This is a genomic window from Blautia sp. KLE_1732_HM_1032 (assembly GCF_025147905.1).
Lineage (GTDB): Bacteria > Bacillota > Clostridia > Lachnospirales > Lachnospiraceae > Blautia_A > Blautia_A fusiformis.
Genome location: NZ_CP102266.1, coordinates 1,036,031 through 1,054,287 on the forward strand (window position 1 = coordinate 1,036,031; position 18,257 = coordinate 1,054,287).

The 18,257-nt window shown below is 45.1% G+C and carries 17 protein-coding genes and 2 pseudogenes; 10 read left to right on the forward strand and 9 right to left on the reverse strand.

Translation table 11 applies throughout. From position 1 onward, the window contains the following. Nucleotides 1–46: 46 nt before the first annotated feature. From NQ489_RS05030 to NQ489_RS05055, 6 genes are all read right to left on the reverse strand, one after another. On the reverse strand, nt 47–1,411 hold the full coding sequence (locus NQ489_RS05030) for a sensor histidine kinase (RefSeq protein WP_021651313.1): 1,365 nt from the start codon (nt 1,409–1,411) through the stop codon (nt 47–49). Then, on the reverse strand, nt 1,402–2,064 hold the full coding sequence (locus NQ489_RS05035) for a response regulator transcription factor (protein ID WP_055056575.1): 663 nt from the start codon (nt 2,062–2,064) through the stop codon (nt 1,402–1,404). The genes NQ489_RS05030 and NQ489_RS05035 overlap by 10 nt, the downstream gene beginning before the upstream one ends. A gap of 38 nt (nt 2,065–2,102) precedes the next feature. After that, nucleotides 2,103–2,480: a NisI/SpaI family lantibiotic immunity lipoprotein gene (locus tag NQ489_RS05040; protein WP_025580194.1), complete on the reverse strand. Its 378-nt coding sequence runs from the start codon at nt 2,478–2,480 to the stop codon at nt 2,103–2,105. Then, the gene (locus tag NQ489_RS05045; protein WP_259852641.1) at nt 2,473–3,150 is read right to left on the reverse strand and encodes a lantibiotic immunity ABC transporter MutG family permease subunit; all 678 of its coding nucleotides are present in this window, start codon (nt 3,148–3,150) and stop codon (nt 2,473–2,475) included. Before NQ489_RS05045 ends, NQ489_RS05040 begins: the two co-directional genes overlap by 8 nt. Nucleotides 3,151–3,218: 68 nt before the next feature. Beyond that, nucleotides 3,219–3,965 (reverse strand): lantibiotic immunity ABC transporter MutE/EpiE family permease subunit, encoded by a 747-nt coding sequence (locus NQ489_RS05050; protein WP_021651315.1) that lies wholly within the window; start codon nt 3,963–3,965, stop codon nt 3,219–3,221. Then, complete coding sequence (locus tag NQ489_RS05055; RefSeq protein WP_173722862.1) at nt 3,966–4,670, reverse strand: lantibiotic protection ABC transporter ATP-binding protein; 705 nt, start codon at nt 4,668–4,670, stop codon at nt 3,966–3,968. 331 nt (nt 4,671–5,001) lie between these two features. On the opposite strand from NQ489_RS05055, the pseudogene NQ489_RS17950 reads away from it, so the two are divergent. Beyond that, nucleotides 5,002–5,076 (forward strand): annotated as a pseudogene (locus NQ489_RS17950) (hypothetical protein); the annotation flags it as partial. Nucleotides 5,077–5,281: 205 nt separating this feature from the next. Here the strand turns inward: NQ489_RS17950 and NQ489_RS05065 are convergent. Together NQ489_RS05065 and NQ489_RS05070 are read right to left on the reverse strand one after the other, a co-directional pair. Beyond that, nucleotides 5,282–5,440 carry a transposon-transfer assisting family protein gene (locus NQ489_RS05065; RefSeq protein ID WP_021651319.1) on the reverse strand — a complete coding sequence of 53 codons (159 nt, stop codon included), beginning with the start codon at nt 5,438–5,440 and terminating at the stop codon, nt 5,282–5,284. 3 nt (nt 5,441–5,443) lie between these two features. Next, complete coding sequence (locus NQ489_RS05070; RefSeq protein WP_021651320.1) at nt 5,444–5,584, reverse strand: hypothetical protein; 141 nt, start codon at nt 5,582–5,584, stop codon at nt 5,444–5,446. 164 nt (nt 5,585–5,748) lie between these two features. Between NQ489_RS05070 and NQ489_RS05075 the strand changes: the two are divergent. The 9 genes and pseudogenes from NQ489_RS05075 to NQ489_RS05115 all read left to right on the forward strand — a co-directional run. Beyond that, nucleotides 5,749–6,015: pseudogene (locus tag NQ489_RS05075) on the forward strand (ABC transporter ATP-binding protein); the annotation flags it as partial. Between the two features lie 208 nt (nt 6,016–6,223). After that, nucleotides 6,224–6,373: a hypothetical protein gene (locus NQ489_RS05080; protein ID WP_156906918.1), complete on the forward strand. Its 150-nt coding sequence runs from the start codon at nt 6,224–6,226 to the stop codon at nt 6,371–6,373. Nucleotides 6,374–6,478: 105 nt separating this feature from the next. Further along, on the forward strand, nt 6,479–9,061 hold the full coding sequence (gene clpB / locus NQ489_RS05085; RefSeq protein WP_015527234.1) for an ATP-dependent chaperone ClpB: 2,583 nt from the start codon (nt 6,479–6,481) through the stop codon (nt 9,059–9,061). Between the two features lie 288 nt (nt 9,062–9,349). After that, entirely contained in the window at nt 9,350–9,523 is a 174-nt protein-coding gene (locus NQ489_RS05090; RefSeq protein ID WP_044961487.1) for a DUF4250 domain-containing protein, read from the forward strand. 304 nt (nt 9,524–9,827) lie between these two features. Further along, entirely contained in the window at nt 9,828–10,346 is a 519-nt protein-coding gene (locus NQ489_RS05095) for a MarR family winged helix-turn-helix transcriptional regulator (protein WP_021651325.1), read from the forward strand. After that, complete coding sequence (locus tag NQ489_RS05100) at nt 10,339–12,501, forward strand: ABC transporter ATP-binding protein (protein ID WP_021651326.1); 2,163 nt, start codon at nt 10,339–10,341, stop codon at nt 12,499–12,501. Before NQ489_RS05095 ends, NQ489_RS05100 begins: the two co-directional genes overlap by 8 nt. Continuing rightward, nucleotides 12,498–14,336, forward strand: coding sequence for an ABC transporter ATP-binding protein (locus NQ489_RS05105; RefSeq protein WP_021651327.1), 1,839 nt, complete (start codon nt 12,498–12,500; stop codon nt 14,334–14,336). Before NQ489_RS05100 ends, NQ489_RS05105 begins: the two co-directional genes overlap by 4 nt. A gap of 182 nt (nt 14,337–14,518) precedes the next feature. Next, complete coding sequence (locus NQ489_RS05110) at nt 14,519–14,839, forward strand: putative heavy metal-binding protein (protein ID WP_021651328.1); 321 nt, start codon at nt 14,519–14,521, stop codon at nt 14,837–14,839. 5 nt (nt 14,840–14,844) lie between these two features. Beyond that, nucleotides 14,845–16,980 (forward strand): HelD family protein, encoded by a 2,136-nt coding sequence (locus tag NQ489_RS05115; protein ID WP_021651329.1) that lies wholly within the window; start codon nt 14,845–14,847, stop codon nt 16,978–16,980. 126 nt (nt 16,981–17,106) lie between these two features. On the opposite strand, the gene NQ489_RS05120 is transcribed toward NQ489_RS05115, so the two are convergent. Next, the gene (locus NQ489_RS05120) at nt 17,107–18,237 is read right to left on the reverse strand and encodes a pyridoxal-phosphate-dependent aminotransferase family protein (protein ID WP_021651330.1); all 1,131 of its coding nucleotides are present in this window, start codon (nt 18,235–18,237) and stop codon (nt 17,107–17,109) included. Nucleotides 18,238–18,257: the final 20 nt, after the last annotated feature.

Genomic DNA, 18,257 nt, shown 5'->3' on the forward strand with positions numbered 1-18,257 from the left:
TGAAAAATGGACGGACATAAAAGACGTCCATTACACTATCGGAAAATCAGCAAGGAAGTTTCATAGTAACCTTTGCGCCGCCGGTTTCTTTTGAATTTTCTAAAATAAGCTGACCATTATGTTGTTCCATAATCGAATTTGTAATATATAGACCCATACCAAAGTGTAACTTTGAATTGCGGCTTTGATCGCCCATATAGAACCGTTCCTGTGCGTGGCATAATGCCTCTTTAGAAAACCCCGTTCCCTCGTCTGTGACTGAAATTTCCACGAAACCGTTGTTACTCTGAACATCCACATAAAGCGTTCCGCCTTGCGGGGAGTAGTCCAGCCCATTACTGATAACATTCATAATAGCACGTTCTATCAGCACCCTATCAAATTTCAGCATTTGAGGGAGTGAAACAGTATTCATTTGCAGCCGGATTTCTTTTGTCCGGCATAGTGATTCCATATAACCGAACAAGTGCTGCATGAACGCTGGCAAGTCTATACTTTCAATATGGAGCTGATAACCAACCGCCGCCCGTGATATATCAATCAGGGTTTGAATATATGACTGCATCTGGCCGGAGCTTTCCACGACGTAACCAGCGTATAATCGTTGCTCATCATCAAGATTTGTTTCTGTGAGTAAATCAGCATTTCCTTGAATAACCGTCAGAGGCGTTTTCAAATCATGGGCAAGCGCGGCGATTTGCTCTTTCTGTGTCTGTTCGGTTTTCCATTGCCGTTCTAACGAAATTTTCAGATTATCTTTCATATCTGAAAAAGATGCAAGGACATCTTCAAACTCTTTGATTTTGGCGTGTCCTACTTCAAAATCAAGGTTTTGCTTTGAAACCTCCGCAGTTGCTTCAAAAAGTGGGGTCAGTTGTGTACGCAGGTTCTTAGCAAATCTGGCGGTCAGTATGATAATGACCAGCAGCGAATTTACAGCCATCAGGATAAACACAAGCGTGTCAGGAGATGGAAAATATTCCGGTAGCCATGACACTGTAAATTGAGAACCAATATAATACCTTAAAACGCAAAATTCGTTTTCCCGGACAACAAGTGCAAACTGCCTCCCCGTAGCATATTCAATATATTCTCCCTTTGCGTACAGCAGGGCAATTTCTTTTTCATCATCGTCCATATTGCTGTAAAGCTCATTAAAGTTCTTGTCCAGAATTAAGTAGCCGCATCCCTGTGGAATCACAACCTTTGTAATATCCGGGGCAATCGTCAGCGTTGGAATGATCTTTTTTACCTGCAATTCACTTAGATTTGCTCTTGTAGCTAATCCAGCATTTACAGCAAGTCCCTCCAAACCAAAAGGGACAATAATTGCCGCTACCAGCATGACAATGAGGGAGATAGCAAACTGGCGAAACAATATTTTCAATGTAGGTTTCTTTTTCACTCCCATTTATATCCTATCCCCCATACGGTGCTGATCGGACTTATTTTGAAATGCTCCAATTTCGCACGAATATTTTTTATATGCGTTGAGATCGTAGAGTTATCGCCTATTCCATCAAACCCGAAAACGGCTTCATAGATTTGTTCTTTTGTAAAAACCTGTCCCCGGTTTTTCGCAAGGTATTCACAGATTGAATACTCGCTTTTGGTAAGGGGAACCGGCTGTTCTGAAACATACAGTACCTTTGCGGAAAGGTCAAATCTTATATCAGGCTCAAATGAAAGTGTGCTGTGATGCTCCCTTTTTTCTCTGCGTAAATGTGCCGCGACACGGGCGCGAAGCTCCTGAATACGAAAAGGTTTCGTAATATAATCATCCGCACCGATGCCCAATCCAAACAATATATCTTCCTCTAATGTCTTTGCGGTCAGAAAGAGAATCGGGCAGTCTACCATATTCCTGATCTGTTTGCAAAACTCAAACCCGTCTGTGCCAGGCATCATCACATCCAAAAGAATGAGGTCATAGAAATGCAGCTTTTTGATGTCTACATCATCCGCATTTTGACAGACTGTTATCAAATATCCATCTTTCCCCAAACTGTTCTTAATCAATTCCAAGATAGAAACTTCATCGTCAACTACAAGTAAGTGGGTCAAAAAATCACCTCCCGCCCCATTATACCACATTGTCGAGGTTACTCATCATTATTTTTAATGTCAGCTTTCCGATATTCATTGTTGATATTTACAGCTACGGCATTGCTTATATCCACATCCACAATACTGTAAACGTAGCCGAAACTGAAATCTTCCCCCGCCACATTTTTGAAGCGTTTCGATACCTGCCCGATTTCTTCTTGCAGTTCTGACATTTCAAGACATTCATCCGTTATGGTATATGTCAGGCCGTTATATGAAATTTCATCATAGTTTGCGGCGTTCAGCTCATAATACGGCAGAGATTCATTTAACGCCTTATTTTTATCGGCGGTATCGCGGAGCGCACCGCAGGCCGATAAGCATATAAGACTTACAAGCACAATTACCACGGCAAACAGGCACTTTTTATTCACTGTTTTTACCTCCCTCCCAACCATGAAACCAAACCAAACTGGCAATCAGCAGACAAACAGTGCAGCATACAGAAATAATCATACCGCTGAAAAAATCGGTTTTTACCTGTGCATACAGTTGGGGGCTATCCCATGCAAGCACAGTGTAATCCATAGCACGAACGCCCCAGGCCCAGGGAATATATTTCCATGTAGCGTCACCAAGCCCTGTTATCATAAGGGCAGCTATTAAACTCCCTGCAATTCCCAATCCCATAGATGCACCTTTTCCGAAGCTCATTCCCACAAACAAATGAATCAGGTAAATAGGAAGCGTGGTAATCAACAATAGAATCCCTGCTTTCAGGTAAAGGCTTGCCGGAGCATCCCTATATAGTGCAGCGAATGTTCCTAACGCTAAAAATGTTGCGCCAAAAGCACAGATCATCAGAAAACCAAGTTTACCAATATACGTTGCCATGCGAGATGGGATTGTTCCCAACAAAAGCTGATAATGCCCGGCCTGATTTTCAATCTGAACAACCAGGCCCACAATAATGCCGATCAGAAACGGGAACGCAACGGCCAGCACTTCCAGATAGGCACTGATTTTGGTTGCCAGTTCCCATCTGGATATATGATAGTAACCCGCAAAAATCGCCGCACATATAATCGGAATCATGCTGTGCATATAGAGCAAAATGCTATGTTTACACTTCTGATATTCTGCTTTCCAGCAGCGAACCACAGATACCATAGTTACCCCACCTCCTTTTTCTCAAACCATCTTGCAGTTAAAAATGACAGCGCCGCAAACCAGGCCAGCGAAATGACCAATACAAGTATAATCATCCAAAATGCCATTGCCGTACTCTGATCTGCAACCGGCTCACCATTAGGCAAAATACCTAACACGGAAATCATAAGATGCGGCACCCAGCTATACGGGCAGATCATCCACAAAGAGGTTGTAACCGTGAAAATCCCTAAAACGCTTCCAAGTCCGGCATTAAGAATAACCGTGACAAAGATACCAACTTTTTTTGATAACCATAAGCACAGCGGAACTTCCCATAGGCTTGCAATGACAATACAAGCTGTTCCGGCCGCAGCCTGGCAAATTCCGATTGTCAGGGGAATTTCGTTGATAACTAATATTGCAAAACCGCCCAACAGATTTAGCGCCAGGAAAATGAAATTCCCCACACAGGAGTAAATACCGGCCACTCCAATTTTTGCTTTCCAGACTTTGTTCTGCGAAACAGGCAATGAAGCAACGGCACGATATTTTAGTTTGCCATTATCCCGCTGTTCAATCAAGGCACAGGTGAGCGTAAGGAATCCAGGATAAAGCAGGTTATACCACCAATTATAAGAATTGAGCTGGAACCAAAGAGGGGCAAAAAAGTTCATAAGCGCAGTTACAAACGGGGCCAGAACGATCAGCGTTTTTGTGAAAGTTCTCTTATGCTTTAGGTTCTCTGCCTGAATATATGCCATCTCCATTTAATATCCCTCCTTACCATTTCTGCGAATAACATCCATAAAGAGTTGTTCCAAATCTTCACCGGCGCGAAGCTCTCCCTCATATCCAAGGACGCCGCCAGCAATGATACCCACATGATCTACAATCTGCTGGACTTCTGACAGAATATGGCTGGACAAAATAACTGTAATTCCTTTGCAGGGAAAAGAGCGAATTAACTCTCGAAGTTCCTCAATCCCTAAAGGGTCAAGGCCGTTAGTCGGTTCATCCAGAATCAAAAGCTGGGGACTGTTCAGCAATGCAATAGCAATACCAAGCCGCTGCTTCATACCAAGAGAAAACTGCCCGGCCCGTTTCTTGCCGGTATTCGTGAGCTGGACAATTTGCAATACCTCGTTAATTCGTGCATCGTCCAGGCCGAGCAATGTAGTTCTGACTTTGAGATTTTCGTATGCAGTCAGATTTTCGTAAAGCGGGGGCATCTCAATCAAAGCACCGATATGCTCCAGATCATTCCGCTTCCACGGGTGGCCGTCAAACTCGATGCTTCCCGATGTGGGGCGCAAAATGCCGGTGAGCATTTTTAAGATCGTGGATTTGCCAGCCCCATTCGGCCCCAGCAGACCATAAACCGAGTTGCGCCGGATGTTCAGTGACACATTGTTTACCGCCATTTGCCCCTTGAAATTTTTGCAGAGGTCAGTCGTTTTCAAAATCATATCCATATAATCAAGTCCTTTCTTTGATTCTACGGATAGCATACCGGGCAATTTTGAAGATTTCATAAAGATTCCCGAAAACAGAATATGAACAATACACCGTAACTGTGGAGCATATCGCAACAAAGCACCAACCTACGCATTTAGGGCCTTAAAAAGCCCTATATTTCAAGGTTTTTCCCGCATAGTCGGCGGGGTATGTGAGTGTTTTATCCTATCCCCGCCATAGTGCCGCTCTAAATGCGTAGAATTTACCAGCAGAAAATCGCCGGTTTCTCTGGCTCCATACTCCCAGATATGGTATCATGGAAAAAATCAATCTGACGGGGGTATCAGGATGGACGGACAAGAAAAGCTGCTGGACTATGAAACAATCAAAGCCGCCGTTGCCGGTGAGAAGTGGGCCACAGAAAAGGTGCTGGCCCACTATGCGGACTACATCGACGAGCTTCCCGCTGGAACAAGAATAACGATCAAGAGGGCTGCACCCTCTTACGCCGCTTTGCGGCTATCACCTGCACACCCCCGAAACAGATACACCCGCTGCGCATCTGTACCTGTTTCAGGGGCTAATAATGACTGTAACCTACGCCTTTCGGGGCTGATAACCGCCAGTTTCAAAGCTTCTCCCGCATGTTTGCAGAGGTGGGCGAATACTTTATCCTATCCCCGTCCATACCCGGCATGGCTGCGGTGATCTTGCCTATCGTCCTGCGTCGGTCTGCGTTGTGGTACATACAGATCAAATTTTCTTCTTCCACGGTAAAGTGCATCATTCCTCATACCTCCAATTCATTTTTCTTGGTTCTGGCCGCCGCCTTTTTCGGGCTGGTGGCCTGTTTGCTGTCGGCAAGCTGCTTGCGGATAGATGGCCGGGGCTTGCGAATACTCACATCACGGCGCTCATCTTTGTTAATCATGGCATATACCCCGTCACCTCCTTTCCTTGGGCAAAAAGAAATGCCTTTTTCGTCGCAGACTTACGAAAAAGGCATTTCAGGTGTGATTATAGAGATGTTTAATTGTCTTTAGATTTTTGAAAAGTCCCGGTTTTATGCGGGTTTGCGCTGGTTGTGCTAATCGGAACGAAGTTACTGCTTACACGGATCCGGAAAACGAGGCGATTCTGCAGAATTCTATGGATGCAGTAGATGCACTTACAAAGGAAAAAACGATTATTATGATTGCCCACAGATTAAAAACAGTCAGACATGCAGACCAGATTGTGGTTGTTGAAAAAGGAAGAATTGCACAGCATGGAACACATGAGCAATTAATGAAACAGGAAGGTATTTATAAGAGATTTGTGGATGCAAGGCAGCAGGCGGTAAGTTGGAAACTGGTGCACTGAGAAATAATCCACAGTTGGTGAATATCCAAATTGAATTGTCTGAAAGAGATTTAATTTAAGTTTCGCTAAGTTTCACTTATATAGGCAGAATGAGGGATATTCAATAAAGTAATATGAAAAAAGCACTGAAAACCGTTGGATTGATATGCTCCCCATATGGTAGACAATGGAAATATCCAAAAATCTATCATATGAGGAGCATATTTTTATGTCTAGGAAACAGTATAGTAAGGAGTTGAAACTTGAGCTCGTAAAGAAACACCTTCCAATAAAAGAGCATAAAGGGCTAAAGGCGGAAATTAGTTTTTCATTTTACGGTTGCAAAAAAATAACACAAAAATTAGCACTCACCTCTTGACAGTGCTAACAAATAGTGTTATAGTTCTCCTAGAACAAGAAAAAAGCACAGCATTTCCGGTATGCGAATATTGGAAATGCTTTTCATAGAATAGGAGGAAAGCCTATGAATATCAGTAAATTTACACAGAAATCCGTACAGGCTGTCCAGGATCTTGAAAAGATTGCTTATGAATATGGCAATCAGGAGATCGAAGAGGAACACCTTCTGTATGCCTTGCTGACACAGGAGGATAGCCTGATCCTCAAGCTGATCGAGAAGATGGAAATCCAGAAGGAATATTTTATTGACACAGTTAAGAGGGCACTGGATGCCAGAGTTAAGGTTTCCGGTGGAGAGCTTCGATTTGGTCAGTATCTGAACAAGGCACTGGTCAGTGCAGAGGACGAAGCGAAGGCTATGGGAGATGAGTATGTATCGGTTGAGCATCTGTTTCTTTCCATGCTGAAGAATCCAAGCCCGAGCATGAAGAAGCTATTCAATGAATTCGGAATCACCAGAGAGCGTTTTCTTCAGGCATTATCTACAGTCAGGGGAAACCAGAGAGTTGTCAGTGACAACCCGGAGGCAACCTATGATACCCTGAATAAATACGGTGAGGATCTTGTGGAGAAGGCGAAGAATCAGAAGCTTGATCCGGTGATCGGCCGTGATATGGAGATCCGGAATATTATCCGTATCCTTTCCCGTAAGACCAAGAACAACCCGGTTCTCATCGGTGAGCCTGGCGTTGGTAAAACAGCAGCCATCGAGGGACTGGCACAGCGTATTGTGGCAGGAGATGTACCGGAAGGTCTTAAGAATAAGAAGATTTTTGCCCTGGATATGGGTGCGCTGGTTGCAGGTGCCAAGTATCGTGGCGAGTTTGAGGAACGTCTGAAAGCGGTACTTGAGGAAGTGAAAAAGAGCGAAGGACAGATCATTCTGTTTATCGATGAGCTTCATCTGATCGTGGGTGCAGGTAAGACAGACGGCGCCATGGACGCAGGAAACATGCTGAAGCCTATGCTTGCCAGAGGTGAGCTGCACTGTATCGGTGCAACAACTCTGGATGAGTACCGCCAGTATATTGAGAAGGATGCTGCACTTGCCCGTCGTTTCCAGCCGGTTATGGTAAATGAGCCGACAGTGGAAGATACCATTTCCATTCTCCGTGGTCTGAAGGAAAGATATGAGGTATTCCACGGTGTTAAGATCACAGACAGTGCATTGGTTGCAGCTGCCACACTTTCACACAGATACATTACAGACCGTTTTCTCCCGGATAAGGCAATCGACCTTGTTGATGAAGCCTGTGCGCTGATCAAGACGGAGCTGGATTCCATGCCGACAGAGCTGGATGAGCAGAGACGTAAGATCATGCAGCTGGAGATTGAAGAGTCTGCCCTGAAAAAAGAAACTGACAACTTAAGTAAAGAGCGTCTGGCTGATCTGCAGAAAGAACTTGCAGAGCTGAGAGATACTTTTAATACCCAGAAAGCTCAGTGGGATAATGAGAAGCATTCCGTAGAGAAGCTTCAGAAATTACGTGAGCAGATCGAGGATATCAATAAACAGATCCAGAAAGCAAAACAGAATTACGATCTGGAGAAAGCAGCAGAGCTGCAGTATGGCGAGCTGCCGAAGCTTCAGCAGCAGCTGGAAGTTGAGGAAAAGCAGGTTAAGGAGAGTGACAGAAGCCTGGTACATGAGGCTGTCACAGATGATGAGATTGCTCGTATCATTTCCAGATGGACCGGTATTCCGGTAACCAAGCTGACAGAAGGTGAGAGAACCAAGCTGCTGGGCCTTGAGGATGAGCTGCACAAACGTGTAGTAGGACAGGATGAGGGTGTTCGTCTTGTAACAGATGCGATCCTTCGTTCCAAAGCCGGAATCAAGGATCCCACAAAGCCAATCGGTTCATTCCTGTTCCTCGGACCAACCGGTGTTGGTAAAACAGAGCTTGCCAAGACTCTGGCTGCCACACTGTTTGACGATGAGCAGAATATGGTCCGTATCGATATGAGTGAGTACATGGAGAAATATTCCGTGTCCCGTCTGATCGGAGCGCCTCCAGGATATGTCGGATATGAGGAAGGCGGACAGCTGACAGAGGCCGTTCGAAGAAAACCGTACAGTGTTGTTCTTTTTGATGAGATCGAGAAGGCTCACCCGGATGTATTCAATGTACTTCTGCAGGTACTGGACGATGGACGTATCACGGATTCACAGGGACGTACGGTTGATTTTAAGAATACGATCCTGATCATGACTTCCAACATTGGTTCTCCGTACCTTCTTGACGGTATCGACGAGAAGGGAGATATCAAACCGGAGGCACAGGAACAGGTTATGAATGATCTTCGTGGTCATTTCCGTCCGGAATTTCTGAACCGTCTGGATGAGATCATCATGTTCAAGCCGCTGACCAAGGATAATGTAGGTAAGATCGTAGATCTTATGGTCAAAGAGCTCAGCGACCGTCTGGCTGACCAGGAGCTTTCTCTGGAGCTTACAGATGCTGCCAAACAGATGGTAGTGGATAACGGTTATGATCCGGTTTACGGCGCACGTCCTCTGAAGCGTTATCTCCAGAATTATGTGGAGACACTGACAGCCAAGAAGATCCTTTCCGGTGATGTACATGCCGGAGATACCATTGTGCTGGATGTGAAGGACGGAGCGTTTACCGTCAGCACGAAGTAAAAAATAACTCCATAAAGTTATGATAGATTGACAAGGAAAAGAACTGTCGGTTCTGATAGAAATCCATTTCAGGATGAAAATCGGAACCAGGCAGTTCTTTTTTGGGGACAAGGAATGGAATATTTTTATCAGATACTGAAGAAATAAAAAATCCTGAAAAATTTTTTTACTGGCTCTTGACAAAAAATAGAATTGGTAAGATAGTAAATCTGATATTTCAGATCAGACAGCTATCCAGCAGCATCTGGGATATTGGATAAATATCAGATAAAAGGATGGAAACAGATTATGATACCAAAGGACCCGGTAATGCTTTTAAGTTACGTAAATACACAGCTGCGGGATTTTTACAGATCCCTGGATGCCTTCTGTGAGGACAGAGGACTTAACCGGAAAGAACTGGAGGATAAGCTTGACATGATCGATTATGCTTATGATCCGGCTGTGAATCAGTTTGTATAAGAAAATCAGGAACAGAAAGAAGTACCCGTTTCGAATAAAAAAACGAAGCGGGTATTTTTTTTTGCGAAAAAAATAGGAAAAACAGCAGAAAATAAATTAGCTTGACAAATTAATTAATAGATTTCAGGTGGAAATTAAAGAAGCTGTAAATCTTAAAAAAGTGTAAAATTCACAAAAACCAGTTGCATTTTTTGTGCAGATGTATATTATATATAGTTAGCCGACTAATTAAAAAAGAAGATCACTGCTTCGTATATCATTAACAAAGAGCAGGTGTCTGATCGGATGAGAGAGGAGTGACAGCGTGTTTTGTAAGGAGGAAGATGAGAAAGAAAGGCAGAGCAGCTTTTTATCTCTGTTTATGAAGGTAGACCGTTATTTTATGACGAAATGCTTTGGTCAGATGCAGGAGCTTGGGATTTATCCGGGACAGATACCGGTTCTGGGGCTTGTGTCCGGAAGGGATGGCCTGAGTCAGCGGGAAATTGCAAAGATCCTGCATATCAAGCCGCCTACGGTAAATGTATCGATACAGAGACTGGAGAAAGCAGGCTTTCTTTATAAGAAACCGGATGAAAAGGACCAGCGTGTGACCAGGATCTACATGACAGAAAAGGGAAAGGAAATCAAGGCAAAAGCACTGGAACGGATCCATAAAAATGAGGCTGTGATGATGGAAGGCTTCAGTGAGGCAGAACAGTGCCTGCTTCGGAGATTTCTGGAGCAGATCCTTGTAAATATCGAAAAGATCCAGCCGGAGGAAGCCATAGAAAAGCTTCATCCGGATGAAATGACAGAAAGGAAGGAACAGAAACGTGATTAAACTGATGAAATATCTGAAACGATCTGCAGGTTACATCGTACTCATCATTGCGCTTCTTTTTCTTCAGGCATACTGTGATCTGTCTCTGCCGAATTACACATCAAATATCATTAATGTGGGAATTCAGCAGAACGGTATTGAAGACAGTGTTCCTGAGAAGATCAGAAAGACCTCCATGGACAGTCTGAAGCTGTTTATGGAAGAGGATGATGCGAAAACTGTGGATGGATTTTATGAGGAAGAGGGAGATGATCTGGTATTAAAGGATAAAATCTCCAAAGAAGACAGAGAAGAACTCAACGATATCTTCGGCAAACCGATGGTGATCGTTTCTACGCTGATGTCCGGCAGTGAGGAATCAAAGGCAGCTCTTGCAAAAATGGGAATCCCGGAAGGGACTGATCCACTGGCGGCTCTTTCTCAGATGCCTGCAGAGGCTCTGGCTGCTGTGAAGGAGCAGGTCGGAGAAAAGATTGACAAGATGCAGGAATCCATCATCACACAGGCAGGTGTTTCCTATGTTCGTGCAGAATATGAAGCTATGGGTGAAGATGTGGATGCCATACAGATGGATTACATGAAGTCAACAGGTATCCGCATGGTGCTGATGGCACTGGTCACTATGATGGCTGCAGTATGTGTGGTATTTCTTTCGTCCAGAGTTGCTGCATCTATGGGACATGATCTCCGTGGGCTGGTTTATAACAAAGTCATAGGTTTTTCCAGCAGAGAGTACCATAAGTTTTCAACAGCATCCCTGATTACACGATGCACGAACGATATCCAGCAGATCCAGCAGGTAATGGCTATGATGTTCCGTATCGTGCTTTACGCGCCGATCCTTGGAATCGGTGGTGTGATCCGCGTGCTTCAGAGAGATTCCTCCATGACATGGATCCTTGGGGTGGCCATTGTACTGATCATGGCATTTATGGCAATGCTGTTCAGGATCGCAATGCCGAAATTTACAGCCCTGCAGACCATGGTAGATAAGCTGAACCTGGTAACAAGAGAAATCCTTACCGGTATTCCGGTTATCCGTGCATTCAGCCGGGAGAAACACGAGGAGGAGCGTTTTGAGGATGCAAATATCACTCTGACGAAGACAAACCTCTTTGTAAACCGTTGTATGACATTTATGATGCCGGTGATGATGCTGATCATGAACGCAGTTTCTGTACTGACTATCTACAGCGGTTCTTATGCGGTAGACAGCGGAAGCATGCAGGTTGGTGATGTTATGGCATTTATCCAGTATGCAATGCAGATCATCATGTCATTTTTGATGATCACAGCAATGTCTATCATGCTGCCGAGAGCAAATGTATCTGCACGCCGTATCAACGAGGTACTTGAGACAGAAGTCAGTGTCCAGGATCCGGAGGATCCGGTACAGCCTTCCCAGGATGTGAAGGGTACTGTAGAATTTGATCATGTAAGCTTCGCATATCCGGAGGCAGGAGAGAATGTTATCACAGACATTTCCTTCAAGGCAGAAAAAGGTGAGACAGTAGCGATCATCGGAAGTACAGGAAGCGGTAAGAGTACACTGATCAATCTGATCCCGCGTTTCTATGATGTAACAGAAGGATCTGTGAAAGTGGATGGTGTGGATGTCCGGAAAATGACACAGAAGGATGTCCGTGACAGGATCGGTTACGTTCCGCAGAAGGGTGTACTTTTCTCAGGAACCATTGATTCCAATATCCGTTACGGAAAGACAGAGATTTCGGAGGATGCAGTGAAAAAAGCAGCAGGGGTTGCACAGGCTACGGAGTTTATCGACACCAAGCCGGAGCGATATAAGACTCCGATCGCACAGGGAGGAAGCAATGTTTCCGGTGGACAGAAGCAGAGGCTTTCCATCGCCAGAGCTATCGCAAAAGATCCGGAGATCTTTATCTTTGATGACAGCTTTTCCGCACTGGATTTTAAAACAGACAGTACACTTCGAAAAGCTCTGAAAGAACATACAAAAGAAGCAACAACCATTATCGTGGCACAGCGTATCAGTACGATCTTAAATGCAGATAAGATCCTTGTACTGGACGATGGACATATGGCAGGGATCGGAAGCCATAAGGAGCTGATGAAGTCCTGCGAGGTATATCGCCAGATTGCCATGAGTCAGTTATCAGAGGAGGAATTGGCATGAGTCAGCAGAGAAGAAGAGGCCCGATGGGCGGACACGGAATGCAGCCAACAGAGAAGGCCAAGGACTTCAAAGGCTCCATGAAAAAGCTCTTTGGCTATATGGGCAGATATAAATTCCGTTTTATCCTGATGTTTATCTTTGCAGTGGCAGGTACAGCGTTTAATATTGCAGGCCCGAAGATCCTTGGAAAAGCTACCACAGAGCTGTTCAATGGTCTGGTTGCCAAGGTAAACGGTACAGGCGGTATTGATTTCAGTAAGATCGGAATGATCCTTCTGTGGACTTTGGGACTGTATGTGGCAAGTGCATGCTTTTCCCTGATCCAGGGATTTGTCATGACGGGGATCTCCAATGATGTCACATACAATCTCCGAAAGGATATTTCAAAGAAGATCAACCGTCTGCCAATGAATTATTTCGAGAGCAGAACAAACGGTGAGATCCTTTCCAGGGTGACAAATGATGTGGATACCCTGCAAATGAGCATCAACCAGAGCATGACACAGCTGATCACATCCGTAACAACACTGATCGGTGTATTTATCATGATGCTTTCCATCAACGTGTGGATGACACTGGCAGCAGTGCTGATCCTGCCGGTTTCCATGCTTATCATTAATAAAGTAATGAAACACTCCCAGAAATATTTCCAGGCACAGCAGGAGTATCTGGGAAAAGTAAATGGTCAGGTGGAGGAAAATTTCGGCGGCCATGATGTGGTAAGAGTATTCAACAAAGAGCAGGATGTGCTGAAGGAATTTGAGCATGACAACCAGAAGCTTTATGAGTCTGCATGGAAGTCACAGTTCTTTTCCGGAATGATGATGCCGATCATGCAGTTTGTGGGAAATCTGGGATATGTGATGGTGGCACTTCTCGGAGGGCTTTTTGCCATCAAAGGAACTATCGAGGTTGGAGATATCCAGTCCTTCTTCCAGTATATCCGTAACTTTACACAGCCGATCCAGCAGATCGCCCAGGTTACAAACCTTCTACAGTCCTCGGCGGCAGCTTCTGAGAGGGTATTTGAATTTCTTGAGGAGCCGGAGGAAGAGCTTCAGCCGGAGAATCCGGATTCCATTGAGGGACTGGAAGGAAATGTACAGTTTGAGCATGTGAAATTCGGTTATAATCCGGATAAGATCATTGTAAATGATTTTTCCGCAGATGTGCATGACGGTCAGAAGATCGCCATTGTAGGACCTACAGGTGCAGGAAAAACGACGATCGTAAAGCTGCTGATGCGTTTTTATGATGTAAATGGCGGAAGCATCAAGGTTGACGGACATGATATCCGTAACTTTAACCGCAGCAATCTCCGTGAGATGTTCGGAATGGTGCTGCAGGACACCTGGCTGTTTTCCGGAACCATTATGGAAAATATCCGCTACGGAAGACTGGACGCAACGGATGAAGAGGTGATCGCAGCAGCAAAAGCGGCCCATATCCACAACTTTATCATGCAGCAGCCCGGCGGCTATCAGATGGTCCTGGATGAGGAAACCAGTAATGTTTCTCAGGGGCAGAAGCAGCTGCTTACCATTGCAAGAGCAATTCTGGCAGACAATAAGATCCTGATCCTGGATGAGGCCACATCTTCCGTTGATACAAGAACAGAGATGCAGATCCAGAAGGCTATGGATAACCTGATGAAGGGCAGAACCAGCTTTGTTATCGCCCACAGACTTTCTACCATTAAGGATGCAGATCTGATTCTTGTCATGAAGGACGGAGATATCATTGAGCAGGGAGATCATGAAGAGCTGCTGGCACGTAAGGGATTTTATGCGGATCTGTATAACAGTCAGTTTGAGAAAAAAGAGGCTCAGGCGTGAGACTGAGATCGATCGTTATTATTTAAAAGGTGCGAAGCGGATTTCGAATGTCCGCTTCGCTTTTTTACTCTATACATCTGTTCCGCTTTCGGGTATAATTCTGTAATAAACACTTCGGAGCATGTTTTCGGAAATACTCCGGAAGTGTCCATGAAAAATGACAGAAACGGGAGGATTTTACCATGATCATAACAACAACACCATCGGTAGAGGGAAGAGCAATCCGTGAATATAAAGGAATCGTATTTGGAGAGGTGATCTCAGGAGTAAATTTTATGAAAGATCTTAGCGCGGGTCTTCGGAATTTCTTTGGCGGCAGAAGTGCCGGTTATGAGGAAGAGCTTCAGAAGGCCAGGGAAGAGGCACTGAAAGAACTGGAACAGCGGGCAGGAGCAATGGGCGCCAATGCAGTGATTGGCGTGGACATTGATTATGAGGTACTTGGCGCAGATAATGGCATGCTGATGGTTACAGCAAGCGGAACAGCGGTAGTGGTGGATTAAGGCGTATGGCAGCAGTAAAAAACGGACGGGAATATCTTGCACATGTAACAGGAACTCTGCGTCACCGGATCACACAGCTGGATGATTCCATAGAGGCCGGTCAGAAAGAAATCGAAGGAATGCACGAGTATTACTGGGAAAACTACACAGAGATGGACCAGTATGGCTACGAAAATTTTGATAACCAGCAGGCACTTCTCCATGAGATCAATGCCAGCAATGAAAAGATCGAGCTGCGCCGCAGATTCCGTAAGATGATGGATTCACCATTCTTTGGCAGAGTGGATTTCTGCTATGAGGGTGATGATGAGCCGGAGATCTTTTATATAGGTATCGCAAACCTTGCGGAGGAAAACGGTGGTCTGCCTCTGATCTATGACTGGAGGGCACCGGTGTCCGGATTGTTCTATGATTTTGACAAAGGACCGGCCTCCTATCAGGCCCCGCTGGGTGAGATCCATGGAGATATTGCGGCAAAGTGGCAGTATAAGATCCGTGGCGGAAAAATGATCTACGAGTTCGAGAGCGATGTGAAAATTGATGATGAGATCCTGAAGGCAGAGCTTGGAAGCAACGGAGATGTACAGCTGAAAAACATTATCCGAACCATTCAGAAGGAGCAGAATGCTATTATCCGAAACACCTCGGACAGGATCATGGTGATTCAGGGGGCTGCAGGAAGCGGAAAGACTTCCATTGCTCTGCACAGGATCGCATATCTCCTTTATCATGACAGAAAGAATCTGAAATCCTCTTCTGTGCTGGTACTTTCGCCCAATGGAGTATTTTCGGATTATATTTCCCATATCCTGCCGGAGCTTGGTGAGGAGAACATCCGGGAGATGAGCTTTGATCTTTTTGCCTATAAGAGACTGAAAAATACAGTGTCTGACTGCGAGGATCGTTATGATCTGATCGAGCGGCAGATCTCAGGCTTATGTGATGAGGAGCTTCTGAAGGAAAAACAGTCCCGGGATTTTCTGGACCGTATGGAAGGGTATCTGGCAGAACTGGAAGACAGTCTTATGAATTTCAGGGATATAGAACATCGTGGCGTAGTAAAAAAAGAACAGGAAATTATTGAACTGTTTTATTTTAAATTCATGGATATCCCGCTGCTTTCCAGAATGGATGCAGTGGCAGAGTATTTCATTGATGAGGTGGAAACGTTGAAGGGCTTTGACCTTCCGGATGAAGAAAGGGATGCTGTGAAGAGTCGTTTTTACCGGATGTATGAGACAAGAGATCTTTATGTGTTATACAATCGTTTCCTGAGGCAGGAGGGATTTCCGGCGCTTCCACAGGTACAGTACGAAAAAAGAAAGCTTCGTTATGAGGATGTGTATCCGGTTCTGTATCTGAAATACCGTCTGGAGACCCAGCAGGAAGACAGCGGTGTCCGCCATCTGATCGTGGATGAGATGCAGGATTATTCCATGATCCAGTATCTCATCATCCAGAGGCTTTTTAAATGCAAAATGACGATCCTGGGAGATCGGGAGCAGACCATGGATGGGGACCAGCAGGATGTGCTTACATTCCTTCCGAAGATCTTTGGCAAGGATATCAGAAGGATCGTGATGAATAAGAGTTACCGTAATACCATTGAGATTGCTTCCTATGCGAATAAGCTTGCGGGGATCACAGAGGTGGAGCTTTTTGAACGCCATGGAAAACCGGTGGAAGAGAAAGAATTTACGGGGCTTACTGAGGCACTGGAGCGTGTGGTAAAGGAACTGAGACTGGAGAAGCAGACAGTGGCGGAAGCCGACGAAGACATGCCGGAAAATGCGGCTTCGGAGACAGATGGGACTGAGACCGGGGAGGAGCTTTCTTACGAGACAGCAGCGGTGATCACCAGAACTGCAGATGAAGCGAGAGAGGCATATTATATTCTTCAGAAAAAACTGGAAGCAGAGGGCTTTGACACAAAGGAAAGGCTGTCACTGCTTCACAGGGACAGCACAAATTTCAAAAAGGGTCTTACTGTTACCACGTTTTATATGGCAAAGGGACTGGAATTTGATCAGGTATTTTCTGTATTTCCGGGGACTGACAGAAGTCCGATCGTGCAGAGAGCTAGATATATTGCGGCAACCAGGGCGCTGCATGAATTGTATATGTATGAAATAACAGAATAAATAACAGAATAAATAATATTACAAAACGCTATAAATGGAAATGTGAGCTGTCTCTTCATCTTACCGGCTATACCGGCAAAATGGAGAAACAGCAGTGATAAATTTCCTTTTACAGCGTTTTTTTGTTTATTTCATATTTTCGCAGAAGATTTCTTCCATGGATCCGGTAAGAGGAACACCAAGCTTCTGCAGGGTTCCGTCAAGAGCATGGAAAACTTCACGTACATTGTAGAAAGCTGCATTATTTCCCATGTGACCGATGCGGATAACCTTTCCGGCAAGGACATCGAAGGAGCCTGCCAGCATGATGTTATAGTCTTTTCTGACTCCGTCCAGGATCGCAGCGGCAGTGGTGCCTTCCGGGACTTCAAAAACAGTTACCGTGTTGGAATAGCCGCTGTGGAGATACAGCTTAAGTCCGGCTCCTGTAATGGCCTTTCGGGAGGCTGCGGCGATTCTGGCATGGCGTGTAAGGATCCCAGGATCATCGGCAATGTTGTCAATAGCAGTCCGCAGGCCATAGATATCGCTGATCGGCATGGTATATGGAAACCATTTTTCTTCATAATAATGTGCGAAGGTTGTGAGATTTGCGTAGAAAGAAGCAATGGGTGCCTTTCTTTCAGTCATTGCCTTTTTTGCATCACTGCTGACTACAACAAAGGTAAGTCCCGGAGGTGCAGATACCACCTTCTGTGATCCGCCGCACATGATATCGATCTGGCATGCATCAATGTTCAGAGGCTCGCCGAAGGAAGCGGAGACAGAATCTACAACGGTAAGGATCCCGTATTTTTTAAGAAGCGGGCAGATGGCAGATACATCGTTGAGCATGCCACTTGGAGTATCACCGTGTACTACGGTTGCATATTTGTAGTCATGGTTATCCGCAAGGAAGGCTTCCAGTTCCTTTACATCGAGAGTGTTCTGATAATCTCTGGTATAAAGCTCCGGTCTGCCGCCGTACATGGAAACAAAATCGGCAAAGCCTTTTCCGTAGATACCATTGTCCAGAACAAGAACCTTATCTCCGGGCTCAGTCATGGAAGCAATGGCAGCCTCCAGTCCAAGGATACCCTCACCGCTTAAGATGAGAGTTTCGTTGGAGGTATGGAGAAGAGAGCTGATTTTCTCGCAGGTTTCTTTATAAAATTCGACAAAATCTTCGTCCAGATCCGGATTTGTGCATTCCATGCTTCTTGCCAGACGGACATTTTCTGCGACCTGTGTAGGTCCCGGTGTCATGATCTTATACATAAGCTCACCTCTTGATCTTT